Source organism: Pseudoalteromonas sp. APC 3250, from assembly GCF_030407915.1.
In the GTDB taxonomy this organism is placed as follows: Bacteria; Pseudomonadota; Gammaproteobacteria; order Enterobacterales; family Alteromonadaceae; genus Pseudoalteromonas; species Pseudoalteromonas tetraodonis.
Genome location: NZ_JASDCM010000003.1, coordinates 38,504 through 56,146, shown reverse-complemented (window position 1 = coordinate 56,146; position 17,643 = coordinate 38,504). Strand labels below are relative to the sequence as shown.

Genomic DNA, 17,643 nt, shown 5'->3' with positions numbered 1-17,643 from the left:
AAAATAATGAACTTTAAACTAAATACAATTTCAGCTGTGCTTGTCAGTGCACTCCTAATGACTGCAGTAAGCGGCTGTACAAGTAATGACGATACGCAAAATAATGCAGCAGTTGCAAAAAAAACATATATTGAAAAAACAGACATTGAAACCAAATTATTTGGCCCACAACAAAACATGCAAGGCTCACAAGCAGCAGCTCTAGGTAATAATCAATGGCTAATGGCGAGCGAAAGCCAGGGCTTATTACTTGCCGATAACGAGAAAAGCAGTGTGCTGTTAGCCGGTAACTTTGAATCAATTTCACTAAAGCAATTATCAGCACAGCAGTTTTTACTCGCCAGCCTTGATAAAAGCCAAGACAACGTAGCTATTTTTAAGCTTATAAAAAATGGCCGAACTTGGCAGCTAAATGAACTCACCCGCATTAGTCCACCTCAAGCCCAGCCTGATACAGTGTGTTTATTTAAAAACAGCAATACCAAGACTGTATCAGCGTTTGTGCCGGATGTTCGCGGCTTGATCAGCGAAACGGTTATTTATGATTTAGCCACTAACCAAGCTAAAAATATCGCAGTACGTGAGTTCTCTGCGGTCACTGAGGCTTCAGGTTGTGCTGTTAATGATGACACCAAAACTCTGTATGTGGGTGAAGCAGATCTCGGAGTGTGGGCTATTAACGCGGATGCAGAATCTGATGCCAATAAGCAGCCTGTGGCTTTGGTACAACCCTACGGCGAATTAAACAGTGAAATTGGGGCCCTATCGATATCACAAGACGGTACTTTATGGCTGAGTGCCACTGATGGTAATGTGGTTTATGCTTACCAAGCTCAAACAGACAAGCTAAGCCAATGGTTACTGGCAGGTGAGCACACAATAGAGTCTGTTGCAGCGAGCTTTATCAATGACAGTCAAGCCCAGCTGGTATTAATTGATGATGAAACAGGCGCTTACATTCAAGCAAACGTTAACTACACAGCGCAAACAGCGACTTCACAAAACAATGTCGCGATGACTCACCTTCATGCCAGCGCACAAACTACACCGGTTGCTGCGTTTGGTGATGCAGCAGATGATCCGGCTATTTGGATTAATGAGCAAGACGCTAAAAAAAGCTTAATTTTAGGCACTGATAAACGTCGCGGCTTGATGGTTTATGACCTTGCTGGCAGCAAAGTACAATCGCTTAATGTTGGCCGTTTAAATAATGTTGATGTGCGCCAACATCAAGGTATAAACAACCAGACCCATACGTGGATCACTGCCAGTAACCGTACTCTTAATAGCATTAGCGTATTTACTGTAGATGGCGATAACCAAGTAAACCATGTGACAGAAATAGCCACTAACCTACCTGAGATTTACGGTATGTGTATGTATTCCTCTGAGTCTGGCCATTACGTGTTTGTTAATGATAAATCAGGTTTATTTCAGCAGTATAAACTCACCGGTGAGCAAAGTAATTTAAGTGGTGAACTGGTTAGAGAGTTTACTCTACCAAGCCAACCTGAAGGCTGTAGTGCTGATGATAATCTAGGCCAACTATTTGCAGGTGAAGAAGATGCAGGCATTTGGTATATCGGTGCAGAGCCTACCGCTGGTAACAAAGCAGTAAAGCTACAAAGTGTTAATGAGCAACTGGTGGCAGATGTTGAAGGTATGGAAATTTATCATGCTAATGATGCTCGCTATTTAGTAGTATCAAGCCAAGGCGATAATAGCTATGTGCTTTATAAAATCTCAGATGACACAGAGCCTAGTCTAAGCTTTGCAGGTAAGTTTAATGTAATTGCAAACCTAGATAAAGGCATTGATGGCGTAGGTGAAACTGACGGTTTAACCGTTACAGCAACGGCTGTGCCTGGTTATCCTGAAGGCATGCTTATAGTACAAGATGGCTACAATCGCATGCCCCTACAACCACAAAACTTTAAAATTATTGACTGGCGCGAAGTGAAAAAAGCAATTAGATAATAGCTAACCCTAAATGTACTGATACACGCTAAAGCTTTAGTGTGTATCACGTTTAAGCTTTACTAAAATATAACTAAAGATAATTATGTATAAATGTATACTACACTTTATATCTATAAATTAATTGAGGTTATTATGCGGCTACCCTACTTCGTATATTTATTTATCAGCATTATATTTTGTACCAGCTCGCTTGCTAATGCCGAAGAGCCACCAGAACTTCCGCCATTAAACCCCAAGTATGAAGCAGAGCATGCCATGGTATTAGTTAATAAGGGTTCAAGTGTATACGCGATTAACATTCCAAGCTTTGAGCTTCCTTATGATGTACATGTTATGTACAAGGTAGATGTATCTGATATTCCATTTTTAGATTTAGTACGTGACGCTGAGTTAGTTACAGTAAAATCAAAGCCGTTTAATATTCAACGCTTAATGCGAGGCGAAGAAGTCGCGATTACCGCAGATGTATACCTTGGAGATTTTAGACAAGGAGGTAGCTTAGTTTACAGTGATAAATTAATAGAGCTTAGCGAGCAGTTATTTACTCGTGAGCTAACTGATTTAAGCCCAGCCTCAAAATGGCAACAGTACGATATGGTTACGCTAAAAAATAATGAGCGTATTTATATTCACCAAATAACTCAGCCACCAAGCTATCATCATATTATGTTTGTTGATTTAAGTGGTGCCTGTTTACAAAAGTTTCGCACCTCAACTGAAGTGCCCTCTGCTGGTGAGCTCAATTATAAGTTTATAAATTGTGGCACATTGAAACCGATGTTTTATGATGCTGAAAGCTTAAGTAAATAACTTAGCCTTGTTTTAGGGACGAAAAAAGGCTCCTCGCAATGCTCAGAGCCTTTGGTTAACTTTGGGAATTAACTCGGTTCATTGATCGTTTAAGATCAGTTTAGCGCCACTAGTTGTGGCGCAATTGTTTGATAATCTACCGCCATGGCAATACTCAAAGCGGTAATATTAATAATAGAAAACGCAAACACTTGGCGTGCCCAACGGGTGGTGTCTATGTTGTAGCGATATCCTCTAAGTGCCATGAGTAACCACCAAAAACTGGTAATACAGGCAACGGCCATAAAGGCAGCACCGGTATAACCACTAATTGGCAATAGCATCACCACTAAAGCATATACCGCAATATAAAGCACAATATGGCGCTTAGCTTTGTTAACACCTTGCGCCACGGGCAATACTGGAATATTAGCGGCTTGGTAATCTTTAAAGCGAAAAATAGCAATCGCATATGAGTGCGGCATTTGCCACAAACTAAACATCACCAACAGTATTAATGCACCCATATCGAACACACCCGTAACGGCGCAATAGCCAACAACAGGTGGAACTGCGCCCGACAGACTACCAATAAAGGTGCCGTAAACAGAGTTGCGTTTCATGTAGAGGCTGTACACCCCTACATAAATGACATAGCCAAAGGCGGCAAAAAATACCGCCGCTTGAGTGGTAAAGGCGATTAATAAGCCAAAGCCAATTAGCCCTAATAACACGCCATGGCTTAAAGCGGCTTTTGCAGACATTTCGCCCGTTACAGTTACACGTGAGCGAGTACGTGCCATAGCAACATCAATGTCTCTATCTATAACATTGTTTATGGCACATCCCGATGCAACGACAAGCGATAAACCAACCAAGGTAACCAACATTAACCATGGGTCTATATCACCGCGGGCGGCAAGTAAAAAACCACCGGCAACGCTGATCAAATTCCCCATAATAATACCTGGCTTAGTAACAGCTAAATAACGACGAAACATCTGAAACCTCTAATACATCATCATTGCGTTTGATTCATAAATGATCCAAACAGACAGTCCAACCACCATGACGATGATCAACGCGCTAAACAAGAAGGTAAAGGTATTCGCTTTGCCTTCATCGGTGGTGAAATTAAGGTGTAAAAAGTATTTTAAATGCACCCAAATTTGCACGATTGCAAAAGTAACGATACTCAAAAGCGTGGTGACTTTTGAAAAATCGCCCTCCATCACCATCCAAAATGGAATGGCCGTTAAAATCACTGACAAGACAAAACCAATAAGATAGGTTTTTACACTGCCGTGTGACTGATCATGATGTTGGCTTTGCATTTTCGCTAAAGCATGCGTTTCGCTATGGCTCATTACATTGCTCCCATTAAATAAACAACAGTAAATACACAAATCCACACAATATCTAAAAAGTGCCAAAATAAGCTTAAGCAACTTAGGCGCGTGACGGTTTGTTTACCTAAACCGCGCTTGATCACTTCTATCATCATTATGCTCATCCAGATAAGGCCTGCAGTTACATGTAAACCATGCAAACCCACTAATGAGAAAAACGATGTTAAAAAAGCACTTTGCTGTGGGCCATTGCCATGAACAATTAAATGATGGAACTCATAAATTTCCATGCCAATAAACACCGCGCCTAAACAAAAAGTGACCGCGAGCCAACCAAGCGTCAGCGCCTTTTTTTGCCCTTGAGCGGCAATCATGGCAAAACCAAAAGTGATACTACTAATAAGTAGCGCCGCAGTTTCTACGGCAACAAAATCAAGCTCAAAAATATCTTTGCCCGATACACCACCTGCGGTGTTCATATAAAGCACTGCGTAGGTTGCAAAAAATGAGGCAAATAAAAGGCAATCGGTCATTAAATAAAGCCAAAAGCCAAAGATTGTATCGCCAGAGGTATCGTGATGCTCATGCGTATGACTTACGCTATGAGGCTCTAAATTTACATGGCCTTGAGTTGCAGATAACGTACTCATGCGCTTACCTCCTTCGTATTACTGGCAATATGCGCGCCTTCTATTTGTAATATTTCATCGTTTTGCACGTAGTAATCTACATCGCTGGTGTAAGCACGGTTAATAAACAGCGCAATCGCGCCAATAAAACCAAGCCCTGCTAGCCACCAAATATGCCAGATCATGGCAAAACAAAACGCCGTTAAACTCGCAGCAATAAGCACACCCGATGCGGTATTTTTTGGCATATGAATTGGGCTATAGCTAGATTTACCTTGATAAGCTAGGCCTTTTTCTTTCATATCAGTCCATGTATCAATATCATCAACATGCGGGATTTCAGCAAAGTTATAATATTGTGGTGGTGATGACGTTGACCATTCAAGGGTGTGACCGTTCCAAGGATCGCCGGTGGTGTCATCAAGCGCTTCGCGGTTTTTAAAGCTCACATAAAGCTGAATAACTTGGCAAATAATACCGAACATAATAATCACGGCGCCCACTGCAGCAATATAAAGCCAGATATTCCAATCAGGATTATTTGAGTGATTTAAGCGACGTGTCATGCCTAAAAAGCCAAGTACGTACAATGGCATAAAGGCTACAAAGAAACCGATTAACCAACACCAAAATGATGCTTTACCCCAACGTTCATCAAGCTTAAAGCCCATTGCTTTGGGGAACCAAAAAACAAAACCAGCTAAGTAACCAAATACTGCGCCACCAATAATGGTGTTATGAAAATGAGCGATTAAGAATAAGCTGTTATGCAATACATAATCGGCACCAGGGATTGCTAGTAATACCCCCGTCATACCACCAATACTGAAGGTAACCATAAAACCAAGCGTCCACAGTACGGGCACAGTAATGCGCAAGCGACCACGGTAAATAGTAAACAACCAACTAAATAACTTAACCCCAGTAGGGACAGCAATGACCATGGTCATTACCCCAAAGAAGGCATTTACATTAGCGCTTGAACCCATAGTAAAGAAGTGGTGTAACCATACAATAAAGCCAAGAATAGAAATGGCACCGCTGGCATATACCATCGATTTATAACCAAATAAACGTTTACCAGTGAAGGTCGACACTATTTCAGAGAAGATACCAAAAGCTGGTAATACTAAAATGTATACCTCTGGGTGGCCCCATGCCCAAAACAGGTTGATATACATCATGGCGTTACCGCCTGCTTCATTAGTGAAGAAGTGGAAATCTAAATAACGGTCTAGCGTTAGCATGGCGAGCACTGCGGTTAAAATTGGAAATGATGCCGCAATTAAGATATTTGCCCACGTACATGCCCATGTGAAAATTGGCATTTTCATCAGAGTCATACCAGGGGCACGCATTTTAAATACTGTCACTAGGAAGTTAACAGCGGTTAATAGCGTACCGAGCCCCGATATTTGCAAAGCCCAAATATAATAATCGACCCCCACCCCAGGGCTAAAGGTCAACTCCGATAACGGTGGGTAAGCAACCCAGCCTGTTTTGGCAAATTCACCAAATATAAGTGATAAATTTATTAAAATGGCGCCACTGGCAGTAAACCAAAAACTTAAATTATTTAAAAATGGAAAAGCCACATCACGGGCACCAATTTGCAGTGGTACAACAATATTCATTAAACCAATCATAAATGGCATCGCCATAAAGATGATCATAATAACGCCATGAGCAGTGAATATTTGGTCGTAATGCTCTGGCGGCAGATAACCTGGCGCGCCACTGGTAGCAAGCGCTAACTGCGCACGCATCATAATGGCATCAGAAAAACCACGAAACAGCATGATTAGTGCTAATAAAATGTACATAACGCCTAAGCGTTTATGATCAACCGAGGTGATCCAGTCACGCCAAAGCACACCCCATTTTTTATATTTTGTTATTAGCCCAGCTATAATAAGCCCGACAACAGCAATCACCGCCATGGTAACCATGATAATAGGTTCATGAAACGGAATTGCATCTATAGATAATTTACCTAAAAACGACATGATTATTCCTCGCCCTGGCTGTGTGATGATGGCATTGAATGATTACCCATTGCTTGATGCTCATTACTCATCTGCTGATGTTTACCCATGGCATGATGTTTTTTATTCATATCGCCATGCGCCTGCATGTATTTCATCACTATGGTATGAAATAAACCGTCATCAACCTTGCCATAGTAAGCGACTGGGTTGTTCTCACTTGCTTTTGCAAGCTCAACATAATTGGCATGAGTAAGGTTATTAGCGTTAGTTTTTACCTGTTCAACCCACTGGTTGAAGTCAGCTTTTGTTGGCGTTGCGATGGCATTAAATTTCATACCAGTAAAACCCGCACCACTGTAATTAGCCGAAAAGCCTTTAAACGTGCCAGGCTCATTAGCAATTAAATGCAGCTTAGTTTCCATACCCGCCATTGAGTAGATTTGACTACCTAACTGAGGAATGAAAAACGAGTTCATGGTACTTTCTGACGTGATTTTGTATTCAACCGGAACATTAGCAGGAAATACCAATTCGTTTACCGTGGCAATACCTTGTTCAGGGTAAATAAATAACCATTTCCAATTAAGTGACACCACTTCAACAGTAAGATGTTCACCTTTACCCTCTATCGGTTTATAGGGGTCAAGCTCTTGAGTTGACTGCCAGGTGATCACACCTAAAATAACAACAATAACAATAGGAACCGCCCATACAACAGCCTCAATCTTATTAGAGTGAGCCCATTTTGGTGCGTAAATTTCATGGTTTTGTGTGTCTCTGTATTTCCAAGCAAAATATAAAGTCATCACAATAACGGGGATCACAACTAACAACATAAGCACAGTGGCGATGATGATCAGATTTTTCTCATCAATACCTATCTGCCCTTTTGGGTCGAGTACCCCGCCATTACAGCCTGATAAGATCAGCGCCATACTAGCTAAAGCAATATTAAAAAGGTTACGAATTAACAAGGGACTATCCTAAAACCTAAAGAGTTTTTATTAGCTGCCAAAAATATTTAGCAACGATATTTGATAAAAACCCAAGTTAATTAAGATTGAATTACAATAATGCAGAGCGAATGCAAGCATGAAGTATTGACCACTGGCTTAATAAAACCACCTAGCAGAACCAACCCAGCTTTTTTAAACACATTAATATAACGCAATAAAAATTAACTTGGGTGAGGTATGGTTGGCTGAGAGTGTGTAAAAAACACTAAGCTACAATGAAAGTAATCGTTATTTACAGCAAGAATAAATAATTAGATACCACAAGTGTAACCTATACCCATAAAATTAATGGGTAAACAGACAACCTGTAAAGCTAGGTGGAGCACGACAACCATGCGCAGCTTGCACTGGTTGCTGAACTTTAGCCTCGCTATAAGCAAAGGCTGCTTTACGGAGGATTATCCCAGCACGACGCGCTGGAAACATGTGGAACAATAGCCAACAAAGGCCAATAAGTAACTGACACGATAAGATGGGATGAGCTAAAAATTCGGCAATTGTCAGTAATAATGGCTCTATAAAAAAGCCATCACTGACCAATGCTTCAAGCCTAAAGGCATCCTCAATAGCGCCACTAAGCAACATAACGGCATTAAAAACTAATAATGTTACAGCCACACTCACGCCCTTTTTCGCTTTTTTAAAGCGCTCATGCAACACTGACTTACCTAAGGTAAGCAAAGCGCTGGTATGAAACAAAGAAAGTGAGTTCAAAAACATTAACCTATTAAAATGACTAATAACAAAATTCGGAGTACACCGTGGCAACAAAAAAGGTTGCAGCCGTAAAGCCTTATACAGTGACATGAAATACAGTCTCAACGCATTAGCACTATTTTGCCAAGCTAGTTTTGATCCGCATCAATAGAACTTTCAAAACTTACTGAAAGTTCGGGCATGAGTATAACAAAGAGAATTTTCTGTTCAAGATAAAAACACGATTATTTTATCGGCTGATGATTTATTTATGCCGATATAAATAAAAAACCTCCCGTAGTGAGCTACGAGAGGTTTTTTGTTTAAACAGGGATACCCTATTTAAAGAATTTGGTTTTCTTTCCATACTTGCTCTTTGGCTAGACGCTTTTTGCGTTTATCACATGGATCATCGCAATCACATGCTTTATCAATACCTACAGAGCCTAGGCCTCCGCAGCTACTCGCCATCGATTTTCTTTGTACTATCATGCCTATCGCCATTGCAGCGACAATTAAAATAAGTAAGCCAAAGGTTAGAAAAAAAAGTGACATTGCTTAGCCCCTATTGTTCAGCAATAAAATGAGCCCAAACATCATATCTGAGCTCATTGCATTATATACCCTCATGATAAGGATATAAACCTAAAGACTATAAATAAGGCTTAAATGCAGGGCTCGAATAGGTGACTAACCCCTGTGCCGATTTCGCAATTAAATACACAGGTAAATCATGCTGCTGCGCATAACGTTGTGCCTTTTCCATACCCATTACCGTTAAAGCAGTCGCTAAACCGTCCGCCGTCATTGCACTTGGGTGTAAAACAGTAACAGAGACTAAATCGTGCTTAATTGGCATGCCTGTCATCGGATCAATAAGGTGCGTATAGGTTTCACCATCCATAGTATAAAAAATTCTATAATCGCCAGAGGTGGCAATACCATTATTACCCGGTGTTAATACGCGGTGTACTTTGCGCTCGCCCGGATTTGCATCAGGTTGTTCGATTGCTATTCGCCATGCTTGATTGTCTGGTTTTGTACCAGCAATACGCAATTCTCCACCAATTTCAACCATGTAATCTGTAATGCCTTTACTTTGTAATAGCTCAGCAACTTTATCAATACCATAGCCTTTTGCTGTAGCCGAAAACGACAGCTCTAAATCAGCAACTGTTTTAGCTAACCCTTGCTCATTAAGGACCAGCTTATCTATACCAATGTTACTGACCATATTTGCCAGTGCTTCATCCGTTGGGCGCTTTGTTGGTTTTTTATCAGGACCAAATCCCCATAAATCGATTAGCGGCCCCATAGTCACATCGAGTGTTTTAGTTGAATCACCAATTCGTATAGATTCTGCAATAACCGCTCTAAAGTCATCACTAATTGGCATTACTTGATTAGCACCTAAACGGTTAAAGGTGTTTATTTCTGACTCTTCAATATAGGTCGACATAGACTGGTTAATATCAACTAAAACCGCATCTATTTCTGCTTGTACTGCTTGAGGGTCTACTTGATCAGCGTAAAACTTGATGTGGTAAGTTGTCCCCATCGTTTTACCTTCAAGGTAAGCTTCTTCGTTGTGTTGTGAATTGCCACAACCGGTGATAAGTAACGTGGATATGATTAAAAATAAGGCTACCACGCCTTTAACTGTGCTTAATCGATTCATAATAGCCTACTTATAAAGGTTAAATAGAGTATCAACTAAAATCAGCGGTAAAGCCAAACTCAGTCAGTTGATATAAAAAAGCCTCATAACACTTAGTGCTATGAGGCTGGTATTTTAACTAAATTTATTTAGTTTGGGTATTAGCCACCGAAATCATCTAATAAGATGTTTTCTTCTTCTACACCTAAATCTTTAAGCATAGAGATAACTGCCGCATTCATCATTGGAGGACCACACATGTAGAACTCACAATCTTCAGGCGCTTCGTGGTCTTTAAGATAGTTTTCAAATAACACGTTGTGGATAAAGCCAGTGTAGCCTTCCCAGTTATCTTCTGGTTGCGGATCTGAAAGCGCTGTATGCCAAACGAAGTTATCGTTTTGCTCAGCTAGGCCGTCAAAATCTTCAACATAAAACATTTCACGCTTAGAACGCGCACCATACCAGAAACTAATTTTACGCTTAGAGTTTAAACGCTTAAGTTGGTCAAAGATATGTGAACGCATTGGTGCCATACCTGCACCACCACCTACGAATACCATTTCAGCGTCTGTGTCTTTAGCGAAGAACTCACCAAATGGACCAGAAATAGTTACTTTATCGCCTTCTTTTAGTGACCAAATGTACGATGACATTTTACCACATGGTAGGCTTAGGTTTCTTGGCGGCGGCGTAGCGATACGCACGTTAAGCATAATAATGCCTTCTTCTTCTGGGTAGTTAGCCATTGAGTAAGCACGAATTGTTTCTTCGTCTACTTTTGACTCCAGGTCGAAGAAACCAAAATGGTTCCAATCGCCACGATACTCTTCAGGAATATCGAAATCAGCGTATTTAACATGGTGAGCTGGCGCTTCGATTTGGATGTAACCACCCGCACGGAACGGCACTGACTCGCCATCTGGAATTTGTAGCTTAAGTTCTTTGATGAACGTTGCTTTGTTATCGTTAGAGATAACTTCACAATCCCATTTTTTAACACCGAAAATTGACTCTTCAAGTTCAATTTCCATGTCATTTTTAACATTAACCTGACACGCTAAACGACAACCTTCACGTGCTTCACCTTTAGAGATGTGGTCAAGTTCAGTTGGCAGAATATCACCGCCACCTTCTTTAATGTGAACGCGACACTGACCACAAGAGCCACCGCCACCACATGCAGAAGATACGAAAATACCTGACTCAGATAGTGCACCTAATAGCTTACTACCTGCTGATGTTTTAATGGCTTTGTCTGGATCGCCATTAATACCGATGATGATGTCACCGCTTGCAACTAGCTTAGATTTAGCACCAATGATGATTAAAACTAGTATTACAACGATAGCGATAAAAACACCAACGCCTAAGAAAATATCCATGATTGACCTCGCTATTATTACAGTGAAATACCAGAGAATGACATAAAGCCAAGACCCATCAAGCCAACAGTGATAAAGGTAATACCTAGACCACGTAAACCATCTGGTACGTCTGAATACTTCATTTTCTCACGGATACCTGCAAGTAATGTAATTGCAAGCGCCCAACCCACACCAGCGCCAATACCATAAACAACAGACTCGCCGAAGTTATAGTTACGCTCAACCATGAAGGCTACCGCACCAAAAATTGCACAGTTAACTGTGATTAGTGGTAGGAAAATACCTAATGCGTTGTACAGTGGTGGGAAGAACTTATCTAATGCCATTTCAAGAATTTGCACCAGTGCAGCAATAACACCAATGAAAGTTAAGAAACGTAAAAAGCTAAGATCCGCTTCTGGGTAACCAAGCCACTCAAGTGAACCTGGTGCTAATACCGCATGGTAAACCAAGTTATTAACCGGTACTGAAATACCTAATACAACAATAACCGCTACCCCTAGGCCAATTGATGTAGTTACTTTTTTAGACACGGCTAAGAAAGTACACATACCTAGGAAGAATGCTAACGCTAAGTTTTCAATAAAAACGGCTTTTACAAATAAACTAATATAATGTTCCACTTATCGCCCCTTACGCTTTAGCTTCTACTTGGTCTTTCTTATAAGTACGAAGTACCCAAATGAATAAACCAATGATGAAGAATGCACTCGGTGGTAAGATCAATAGACCCATAGGTTGGTACCAACCACCATTTTGTACTAATGGAATAATATCAACACCGAACAGTGAACCTTTACCGAATAACTCACGAATAAAGCCAACAGTAAGAAGCACTACAGAGTAACCTAAACCATTACCAATACCATCAAGGAAAGACATTAATGGCGGCGACTTCATTGCATAAGCTTCAGCACGACCCATTACGATACAGTTAGTAATGATTAGACCAACGAATACTGATAACTCTTTTGCCGTAGCGTAAGAGAAAGCTTGTAGTACTTGGTCAACCACGATTACTAATGATGCAATAATCGTCATCTGTACGATGATACGTACTGATGATGGGATATGGTTACGAATAGTCGAGATAAAAAGGCTAGAGAATGCAGTTACCAATGTCAATGCGATTGACATGATTAATGCATTTTTTAAGCTAGACGTTACCGCTAGCGCAGAACAAATACCAAGTACTTGTAATGCGATTGGGTTGTTAGCGAAAACTGGACCGAATAGGACCGCCTTCATTTCTTTAGTATCAGCCATTAGTTCAATGCTCCTTTACGTACTTTCGCAAGGAAAGGGCCAAAGCCATTTTCGCCAGTCCAAAAGTCAACTGCATGGTCAACACCGTTAGATGTTAATGTAGCACCTGAAAGACCGTCGATCTTATGCTCATCACCAGCTGCAGTCCCTTTAACGATTTGGATTGGTAACTCTTTACCTTCCCACGTTGCAGTCCACTGTGGGTTTTGAATTTCACCACCTAAACCAGGTGTTTCGTTATGTTTGTAGAAAATAATGTCTTTAATAGTTTCGCCATCGCTTTCAAGCGAGATAAAACCGTACATTAAACCCCATAAACCATAACCCTGAATAGGAAGGATGATTGCATCAGTAGAGCCATCGTCTTTTTTAGAGATGTAAACAGGCGCACGCTTGGTAATACGTTGAATACCGGCGATGTCCTTAATACCATTCTCTTTAAGAGACTTGCTTAAATCAGCATCATATTTGCTTTTTTCAAAGTCGAAATCTTCTACCGGCTCAGCAAACTCACCACTTTGCATATCAACAAAGCGGGTTTCGATTTTAGCTTCAAACGTTTCTGCAACGTTATCAACTTTGCCAATACCAGCAGCAGCTAAGATATTGCTTTGAATATCTTTTGCTTTATTTGCTTTTTGCAGAGGGCGAAGTTGTACAGATGTTAGCGATACAATAACTGCACACACTAAACATAATGAGACAACAACAGCTAGCGTTTTGCCAATTGATTCGTTATTACTAGACATTACGTGCCAACCTCCGCTTGATATTAGCTTGCACTACAAAGTGATCGAATAAAGGTGCAAACAAGTTAGCAAATAAGATTGCTAGCATGATGCCCTCTGGGTATGCAGGGTTAACAACACGGATCATGATAACCATAAAGCCAATAAGCGCACCGTATGCTAATTTACCTTTATCAGTGAATGCAGCAGATACAGGGTCAGTTGCCATAAAGAACATACCGAATGCAAAACCACCTAATACCATATGCCAGTACCAAGGCATAGCAAACATAGCATTGGTTTCAGAACCAATAGTATTTAGTATTGATGAGGTTACTACCATACCTAGGAATACACCTAGCACGATACGCCAAGACGCGATGCGCACGTAAATTAGGAATAAACCACCAATAAGTACAGCTAGTGTAGACGTTTCGCCCATAGAACCTTGAATGAATCCGTAAAACGCATTCCACCAAAGCTCAATATCAGTCGCGTAATTTAACGTACCAGCAAACGCTTGACCAAGCATAGTCGCGCCAGAGAATGAATCTACGGCAGTCCATACTGTGTCACCTGAAATTTGTGCAGGGTATGCGAAGAATAAAAACGCACGACCAGCAAGCGCAGGGTTTAAGAAGTTACGACCTGTACCACCAAATATTTCTTTTGCGATAACTACACCAAAAGTAATACCTAGCGCAACTTGCCATAAAGGAATCGTTGCAGGCAGGATTAATGCAAATAATACAGAGGTTACGAAGAAACCTTCATTTACTTCATGCTTACGCACAGAAGCAAACAATACTTCCCAAAAACCACCGACAATAAAGGTTGTTGCATAAATAGGTAGGAAGAAACATGCTCCGTAGAACATTTTTGCGCCCCAACCAGCATCAACGGTTAACTCACCGCCTAATAACTGGAATAAACCTACTTGCCAAATGTTAGCTAGTTCAAAACCATTACCAAGCGCGATTGCCGCTTGATGACCAATATTGAACATACCAAAGAACATGGCAGGGAACGTCGCCATCCACACTAAAATCATCATGCGTTTTAGGTCGATGTTATCACGAACGTGAGTTGAACCTTTGTTTACGTAACCTGGCGTGTAAAAAATAGTCGCAGCGGCTTCATACAGCGCGTACCATTTCTCATGCTTACCACCTGGTTCAAAATGCGGTTCGATATCTTCTAAGAAAGTTTTTAAGCCCATTTTAGCCTTCCTTCTCGATCGTAGTTAAGCAATCGCGTAGGGCTGCGCCGTACTCGTATTTGCCAGGACAAACGAAGGTGCATAACGCTAAATCTTCTTCATCTAATTCAAGCGCACCTAATGAAATTGCACTGTCTAAATCACGAGACAATAAGTCACGTAATAAAAGCGTTGGCAAAATATCAAGTGGCATAACACGCTCATAGCTTCCAAGTGGAACCATGGCACGTTTTGAACCGCCCGTAGACGTTGTCATTTTAAATAAACGACTCGGTGTAAGGTGAGACAAGAATGTACGCGTTACAGAGAATTTATCACTACCTGGTGCAATCCAGCCAAAAAATTCTTTTTCGCGACCTTCAAGTAATACAGATACTTGAACATGGTAACGACCTAAAAATGCATGAACGCCAGACGACGTAGCACCTGCAAGTACAGAACCAGAAATAACACGGTTATCACCGTCTTCTAATTCACCTGCAACTAAGTCATCAAGTGAAGCACCTAATTGTGTTTTCACTAAACGAGGATTCTTAACACGCGGACCTGCAAGCGAAATCACACGGTCTGTGTAAATTTCACCAGTAAGGAAAAGGTGACCATACGCAATAACGTCTTGGTAACCAATGTGCCAAACTTGCTTACTAGCAGATACTGGGTCAAGGTGATGGATATGAGTGCCAACAAGGCCAGCCGGATGCACGCCACCAAACTCATGTACTTCTACTTGAGCAATAGGTGAACTAGGAACTTGACTACCTGCTTGCTTACAAACAAATACTTTGCCATCGGTTAAACGTGACACAACAGCCAAACCTGCTTCAAACGCTTTCGCATTTTCAGCAATAATTACTGCAGGATCTGCAGCAAGTGGATTGGTATCGATAGCTGTCACAAAAATAGAGCTCGGATTTGCATCCAACGCCGCCACTTTACTAAATGGACGAGCACGAAGTGCTACCCATTGACCCGATTGAACTAGTACTTCTTTAGCTTTTTCACGGTCTAAGCTGTTAAGCTCAGTTTCCGAGAAAGAACCAAAGGTGATTTGCTCACTGCCGTTTACTTCAATAACAACAGATTGCAGAACACGTTTAGCACCGCGATTAATTTCTTTTACTGTACCAGAAGCTGGTGCAGTAAATAATACGCCTGGGTTCTTTTTATCTTCAAAAAGTACCTGGCCTTTTTTGACTTGGTCATCCACACGAATATGCATGGTTGGACGCATACCGATAAACTCTTCACCTAGCACAGCTACACGTTTGACGGCAGAACCATCATGAATAACTTGCTGAGGTGCGCCCTCTAAGGGTAAATCCAGACCTTTTTTTATATTGATCATACGCACTTGCACTACATTAACGGAAAGAAACTGAAAAATCGTACTAACCACGCCGCTATTTGTATTATTGCAAGCTATATAAAATGACTCGCTATAAATACCAAACAAGCAGCGCAGTAAAACTCCTCACATATTGCTTTGATTTTAACATTATTGTGGCTGACTATGCGAGTGTATTTATGAAAATTATACGAGAGAAACGTTTATTTAGTTTTGTAATTAACAATTAATAAAATACAAGCTAGACCAAAGTGGTAAATTAGCCAACAATTAGCAAATATTTTTTCAAATCAAAGCTAAAAAACAAAAAAGCCGCACAAGGCGACTTTTTCAAAAATGCGCTATCAGCGACAAGTTAGTCAATCATATTGGCAATAGGTGCAACAGGATTTACATCTTGTTCATAATCAACCGCGTCAATACCAAAACCAAACAAGCGTAAAAATTCATTATGGTAACCAATATAATCGGTTAACTCATCAATTGAGTTTGTATCTACACTATCCCAAATGGCTTGAACGCGAGATTGAACGTCATCTTCCAGTTCTTTATAGTTTTGGAATAAATGCCCGCCCTCGTCAAAGCGAGGTGAATCACCGTATAAGTTCTCACTAAATAGCGCATGAATTTGCTCAATTGTGCCCTCGTAAGTGCCATCAGCCTTCATCACTTTAAATAAGGCAGAAATATAAAGTGGCATAATTGGAATTGCAGAGCTTGCTTGAGTAACAACCGCATTAAGCGATGAAACGTAGGCTTCACCATTTAAATCTTGGGTAGCAGCTTTAATAGCAGCAGTGGCACGGTCTAAATCTTCTTTGGCTTTACCAATTGTTGCATGACCGTAAATTGGCCACGTTAGTTCTTTACCAATATAAGTGTAAGCCGTGGTTTTAAAGTTATCTGCTAATACATCCGCTTCTTTAAGTGCGTCAATCCACATTTCCCAATCTTCGCCACCCATTACTTTAATGGTGTTGTCGATATCGTCTTGGTTTGCCGCTTCAACAGTTACTTCATCAATTTCACGCTTTGACGTATTTAAGTTTTTAGTGGTTACCGCATTACCAATTGGCTTAAGCGTTGAAGAAAACACTTCGCCGGTATTTGGATCAGTACGACGAGGTGACGCTAAGCTGTAAATAATACAGTCAACTTTACCTAATTCAGCTTTAATGGTGTCGATTGTTTTTTGTTTAATTTCGTTAGAAAACGCATCACCATTAATATTTTTTGACCATAAACCTTCAGCTTCAGCGGCTGCTTGAAACGCCGCCGTATTATACCAACCCGCAGAACCTGTTTTACGCTCAGTGCCTTCTTTTTCAAAGAAAACACCTAATGTTTTAGCGCCACCTCCAAATGCAGCGGTAATGCGAGACGCTAAGCCATAACCTGTAGACGCACCAATAACTAATACATTTTTAGGTGCATTTTTTAATGCCCCTTGCTGCTTAACATAATTAATTTGTTCTTGTACATGCTCTGCACAGCCTACTGGGTGTGCATTGGTGCAGATAAATCCGCGAATTTTAGGCTTAATGACCATTGATCATCCTATATCTTTTACAATAAAAATTAGCGCTAGTTTAA

17 protein-coding genes are annotated in these 17,643 nt (G+C 40.8%); 2 read left to right on the top strand and 15 right to left on the bottom strand.

Translation table 11 applies throughout. The features are described 5' to 3' along the window. Positions 1-6: 6 nt before the first annotated feature. Together QL986_RS04140 and QL986_RS04135 are read left to right on the top strand one after the other, a co-directional pair. Positions 7-1,977: a phytase gene (locus QL986_RS04140; RefSeq protein WP_024601895.1), complete on the top strand. Its 1,971-nt coding sequence runs from the start codon at positions 7-9 to the stop codon at positions 1,975-1,977. 135 nt (positions 1,978-2,112) lie between these two features. Further along, positions 2,113-2,790: a hypothetical protein gene (locus QL986_RS04135; protein WP_013464357.1), complete on the top strand. Its 678-nt coding sequence runs from the start codon at positions 2,113-2,115 to the stop codon at positions 2,788-2,790. A 95-nt stretch (positions 2,791-2,885) separates the two neighbouring features. Here QL986_RS04135 and cyoE read toward each other — a convergent pair whose 3' ends face one another. The 15 genes from cyoE to fabV all read right to left on the bottom strand — a co-directional run bounded on the left by cyoE (position 2,886) and on the right by fabV (position 17,599). Then, a complete protein-coding gene (cyoE, locus tag QL986_RS04130; RefSeq protein ID WP_008111919.1) occupies positions 2,886-3,770 on the bottom strand; it encodes a heme o synthase in 885 nt (294 codons plus the stop codon). Between the two features lie 9 nt (positions 3,771-3,779). Beyond that, positions 3,780-4,136, bottom strand: a complete 357-nt coding sequence (cyoD, locus tag QL986_RS04125; protein ID WP_024601894.1) for a cytochrome o ubiquinol oxidase subunit IV — start codon at positions 4,134-4,136, stop codon at positions 3,780-3,782. After that, positions 4,136-4,768 (bottom strand): cytochrome o ubiquinol oxidase subunit III, encoded by a 633-nt coding sequence (gene cyoC / locus QL986_RS04120; protein WP_008111916.1) that lies wholly within the window; start codon positions 4,766-4,768, stop codon positions 4,136-4,138. The genes cyoD and cyoC overlap by 1 nt, the downstream gene beginning before the upstream one ends. After that, entirely contained in the window at positions 4,765-6,753 is a 1,989-nt protein-coding gene (gene cyoB / locus QL986_RS04115; RefSeq protein ID WP_024601893.1) for a cytochrome o ubiquinol oxidase subunit I, read from the bottom strand. Before cyoB ends, cyoC begins: the two co-directional genes overlap by 4 nt. Before the next feature lie 2 nt (positions 6,754-6,755). Further along, positions 6,756-7,709, bottom strand: coding sequence for a ubiquinol oxidase subunit II (gene cyoA / locus QL986_RS04110; protein ID WP_024601892.1), 954 nt, complete (start codon positions 7,707-7,709; stop codon positions 6,756-6,758). A 327-nt stretch (positions 7,710-8,036) separates the two neighbouring features. Further along, positions 8,037-8,465 carry a hypothetical protein gene (locus QL986_RS04105; protein WP_024601891.1) on the bottom strand — a complete coding sequence of 143 codons (429 nt, stop codon included), beginning with the start codon at positions 8,463-8,465 and terminating at the stop codon, positions 8,037-8,039. Between the two features lie 324 nt (positions 8,466-8,789). Next, positions 8,790-9,002: a (Na+)-NQR maturation NqrM gene (gene nqrM, locus QL986_RS04100; protein WP_010391098.1), complete on the bottom strand. Its 213-nt coding sequence runs from the start codon at positions 9,000-9,002 to the stop codon at positions 8,790-8,792. A 97-nt stretch (positions 9,003-9,099) separates the two neighbouring features. After that, on the bottom strand, positions 9,100-10,125 hold the full coding sequence (locus QL986_RS04095; protein ID WP_036956789.1) for an FAD:protein FMN transferase: 1,026 nt from the start codon (positions 10,123-10,125) through the stop codon (positions 9,100-9,102). A gap of 140 nt (positions 10,126-10,265) precedes the next feature. Then, positions 10,266-11,489, bottom strand: a complete 1,224-nt coding sequence (gene nqrF / locus QL986_RS04090; protein WP_013464349.1) for an NADH:ubiquinone reductase (Na(+)-transporting) subunit F — start codon at positions 11,487-11,489, stop codon at positions 10,266-10,268. A 17-nt stretch (positions 11,490-11,506) separates the two neighbouring features. Next, complete coding sequence (gene nqrE, locus QL986_RS04085) at positions 11,507-12,115, bottom strand: NADH:ubiquinone reductase (Na(+)-transporting) subunit E (RefSeq protein WP_006791490.1); 609 nt, start codon at positions 12,113-12,115, stop codon at positions 11,507-11,509. Positions 12,116-12,125: 10 nt separating this feature from the next. After that, complete coding sequence (locus tag QL986_RS04080) at positions 12,126-12,758, bottom strand: NADH:ubiquinone reductase (Na(+)-transporting) subunit D (protein WP_006791491.1); 633 nt, start codon at positions 12,756-12,758, stop codon at positions 12,126-12,128. Then, a complete protein-coding gene (locus QL986_RS04075) occupies positions 12,758-13,507 on the bottom strand; it encodes a Na(+)-translocating NADH-quinone reductase subunit C (RefSeq protein WP_024601889.1) in 750 nt (249 codons plus the stop codon). The genes QL986_RS04080 and QL986_RS04075 overlap by 1 nt, the downstream gene beginning before the upstream one ends. Further along, complete coding sequence (locus QL986_RS04070; RefSeq protein ID WP_008111893.1) at positions 13,500-14,705, bottom strand: NADH:ubiquinone reductase (Na(+)-transporting) subunit B; 1,206 nt, start codon at positions 14,703-14,705, stop codon at positions 13,500-13,502. Before QL986_RS04070 ends, QL986_RS04075 begins: the two co-directional genes overlap by 8 nt. A gap of 1 nt (position 14,706) precedes the next feature. Then, positions 14,707-16,050, bottom strand: coding sequence for a Na(+)-translocating NADH-quinone reductase subunit A (locus QL986_RS04065; protein WP_290191233.1), 1,344 nt, complete (start codon positions 16,048-16,050; stop codon positions 14,707-14,709). Between the two features lie 355 nt (positions 16,051-16,405). Continuing rightward, positions 16,406-17,599, bottom strand: a complete 1,194-nt coding sequence (gene fabV, locus QL986_RS04060; protein ID WP_024601887.1) for an enoyl-ACP reductase FabV — start codon at positions 17,597-17,599, stop codon at positions 16,406-16,408. Positions 17,600-17,643: the final 44 nt, after the last annotated feature.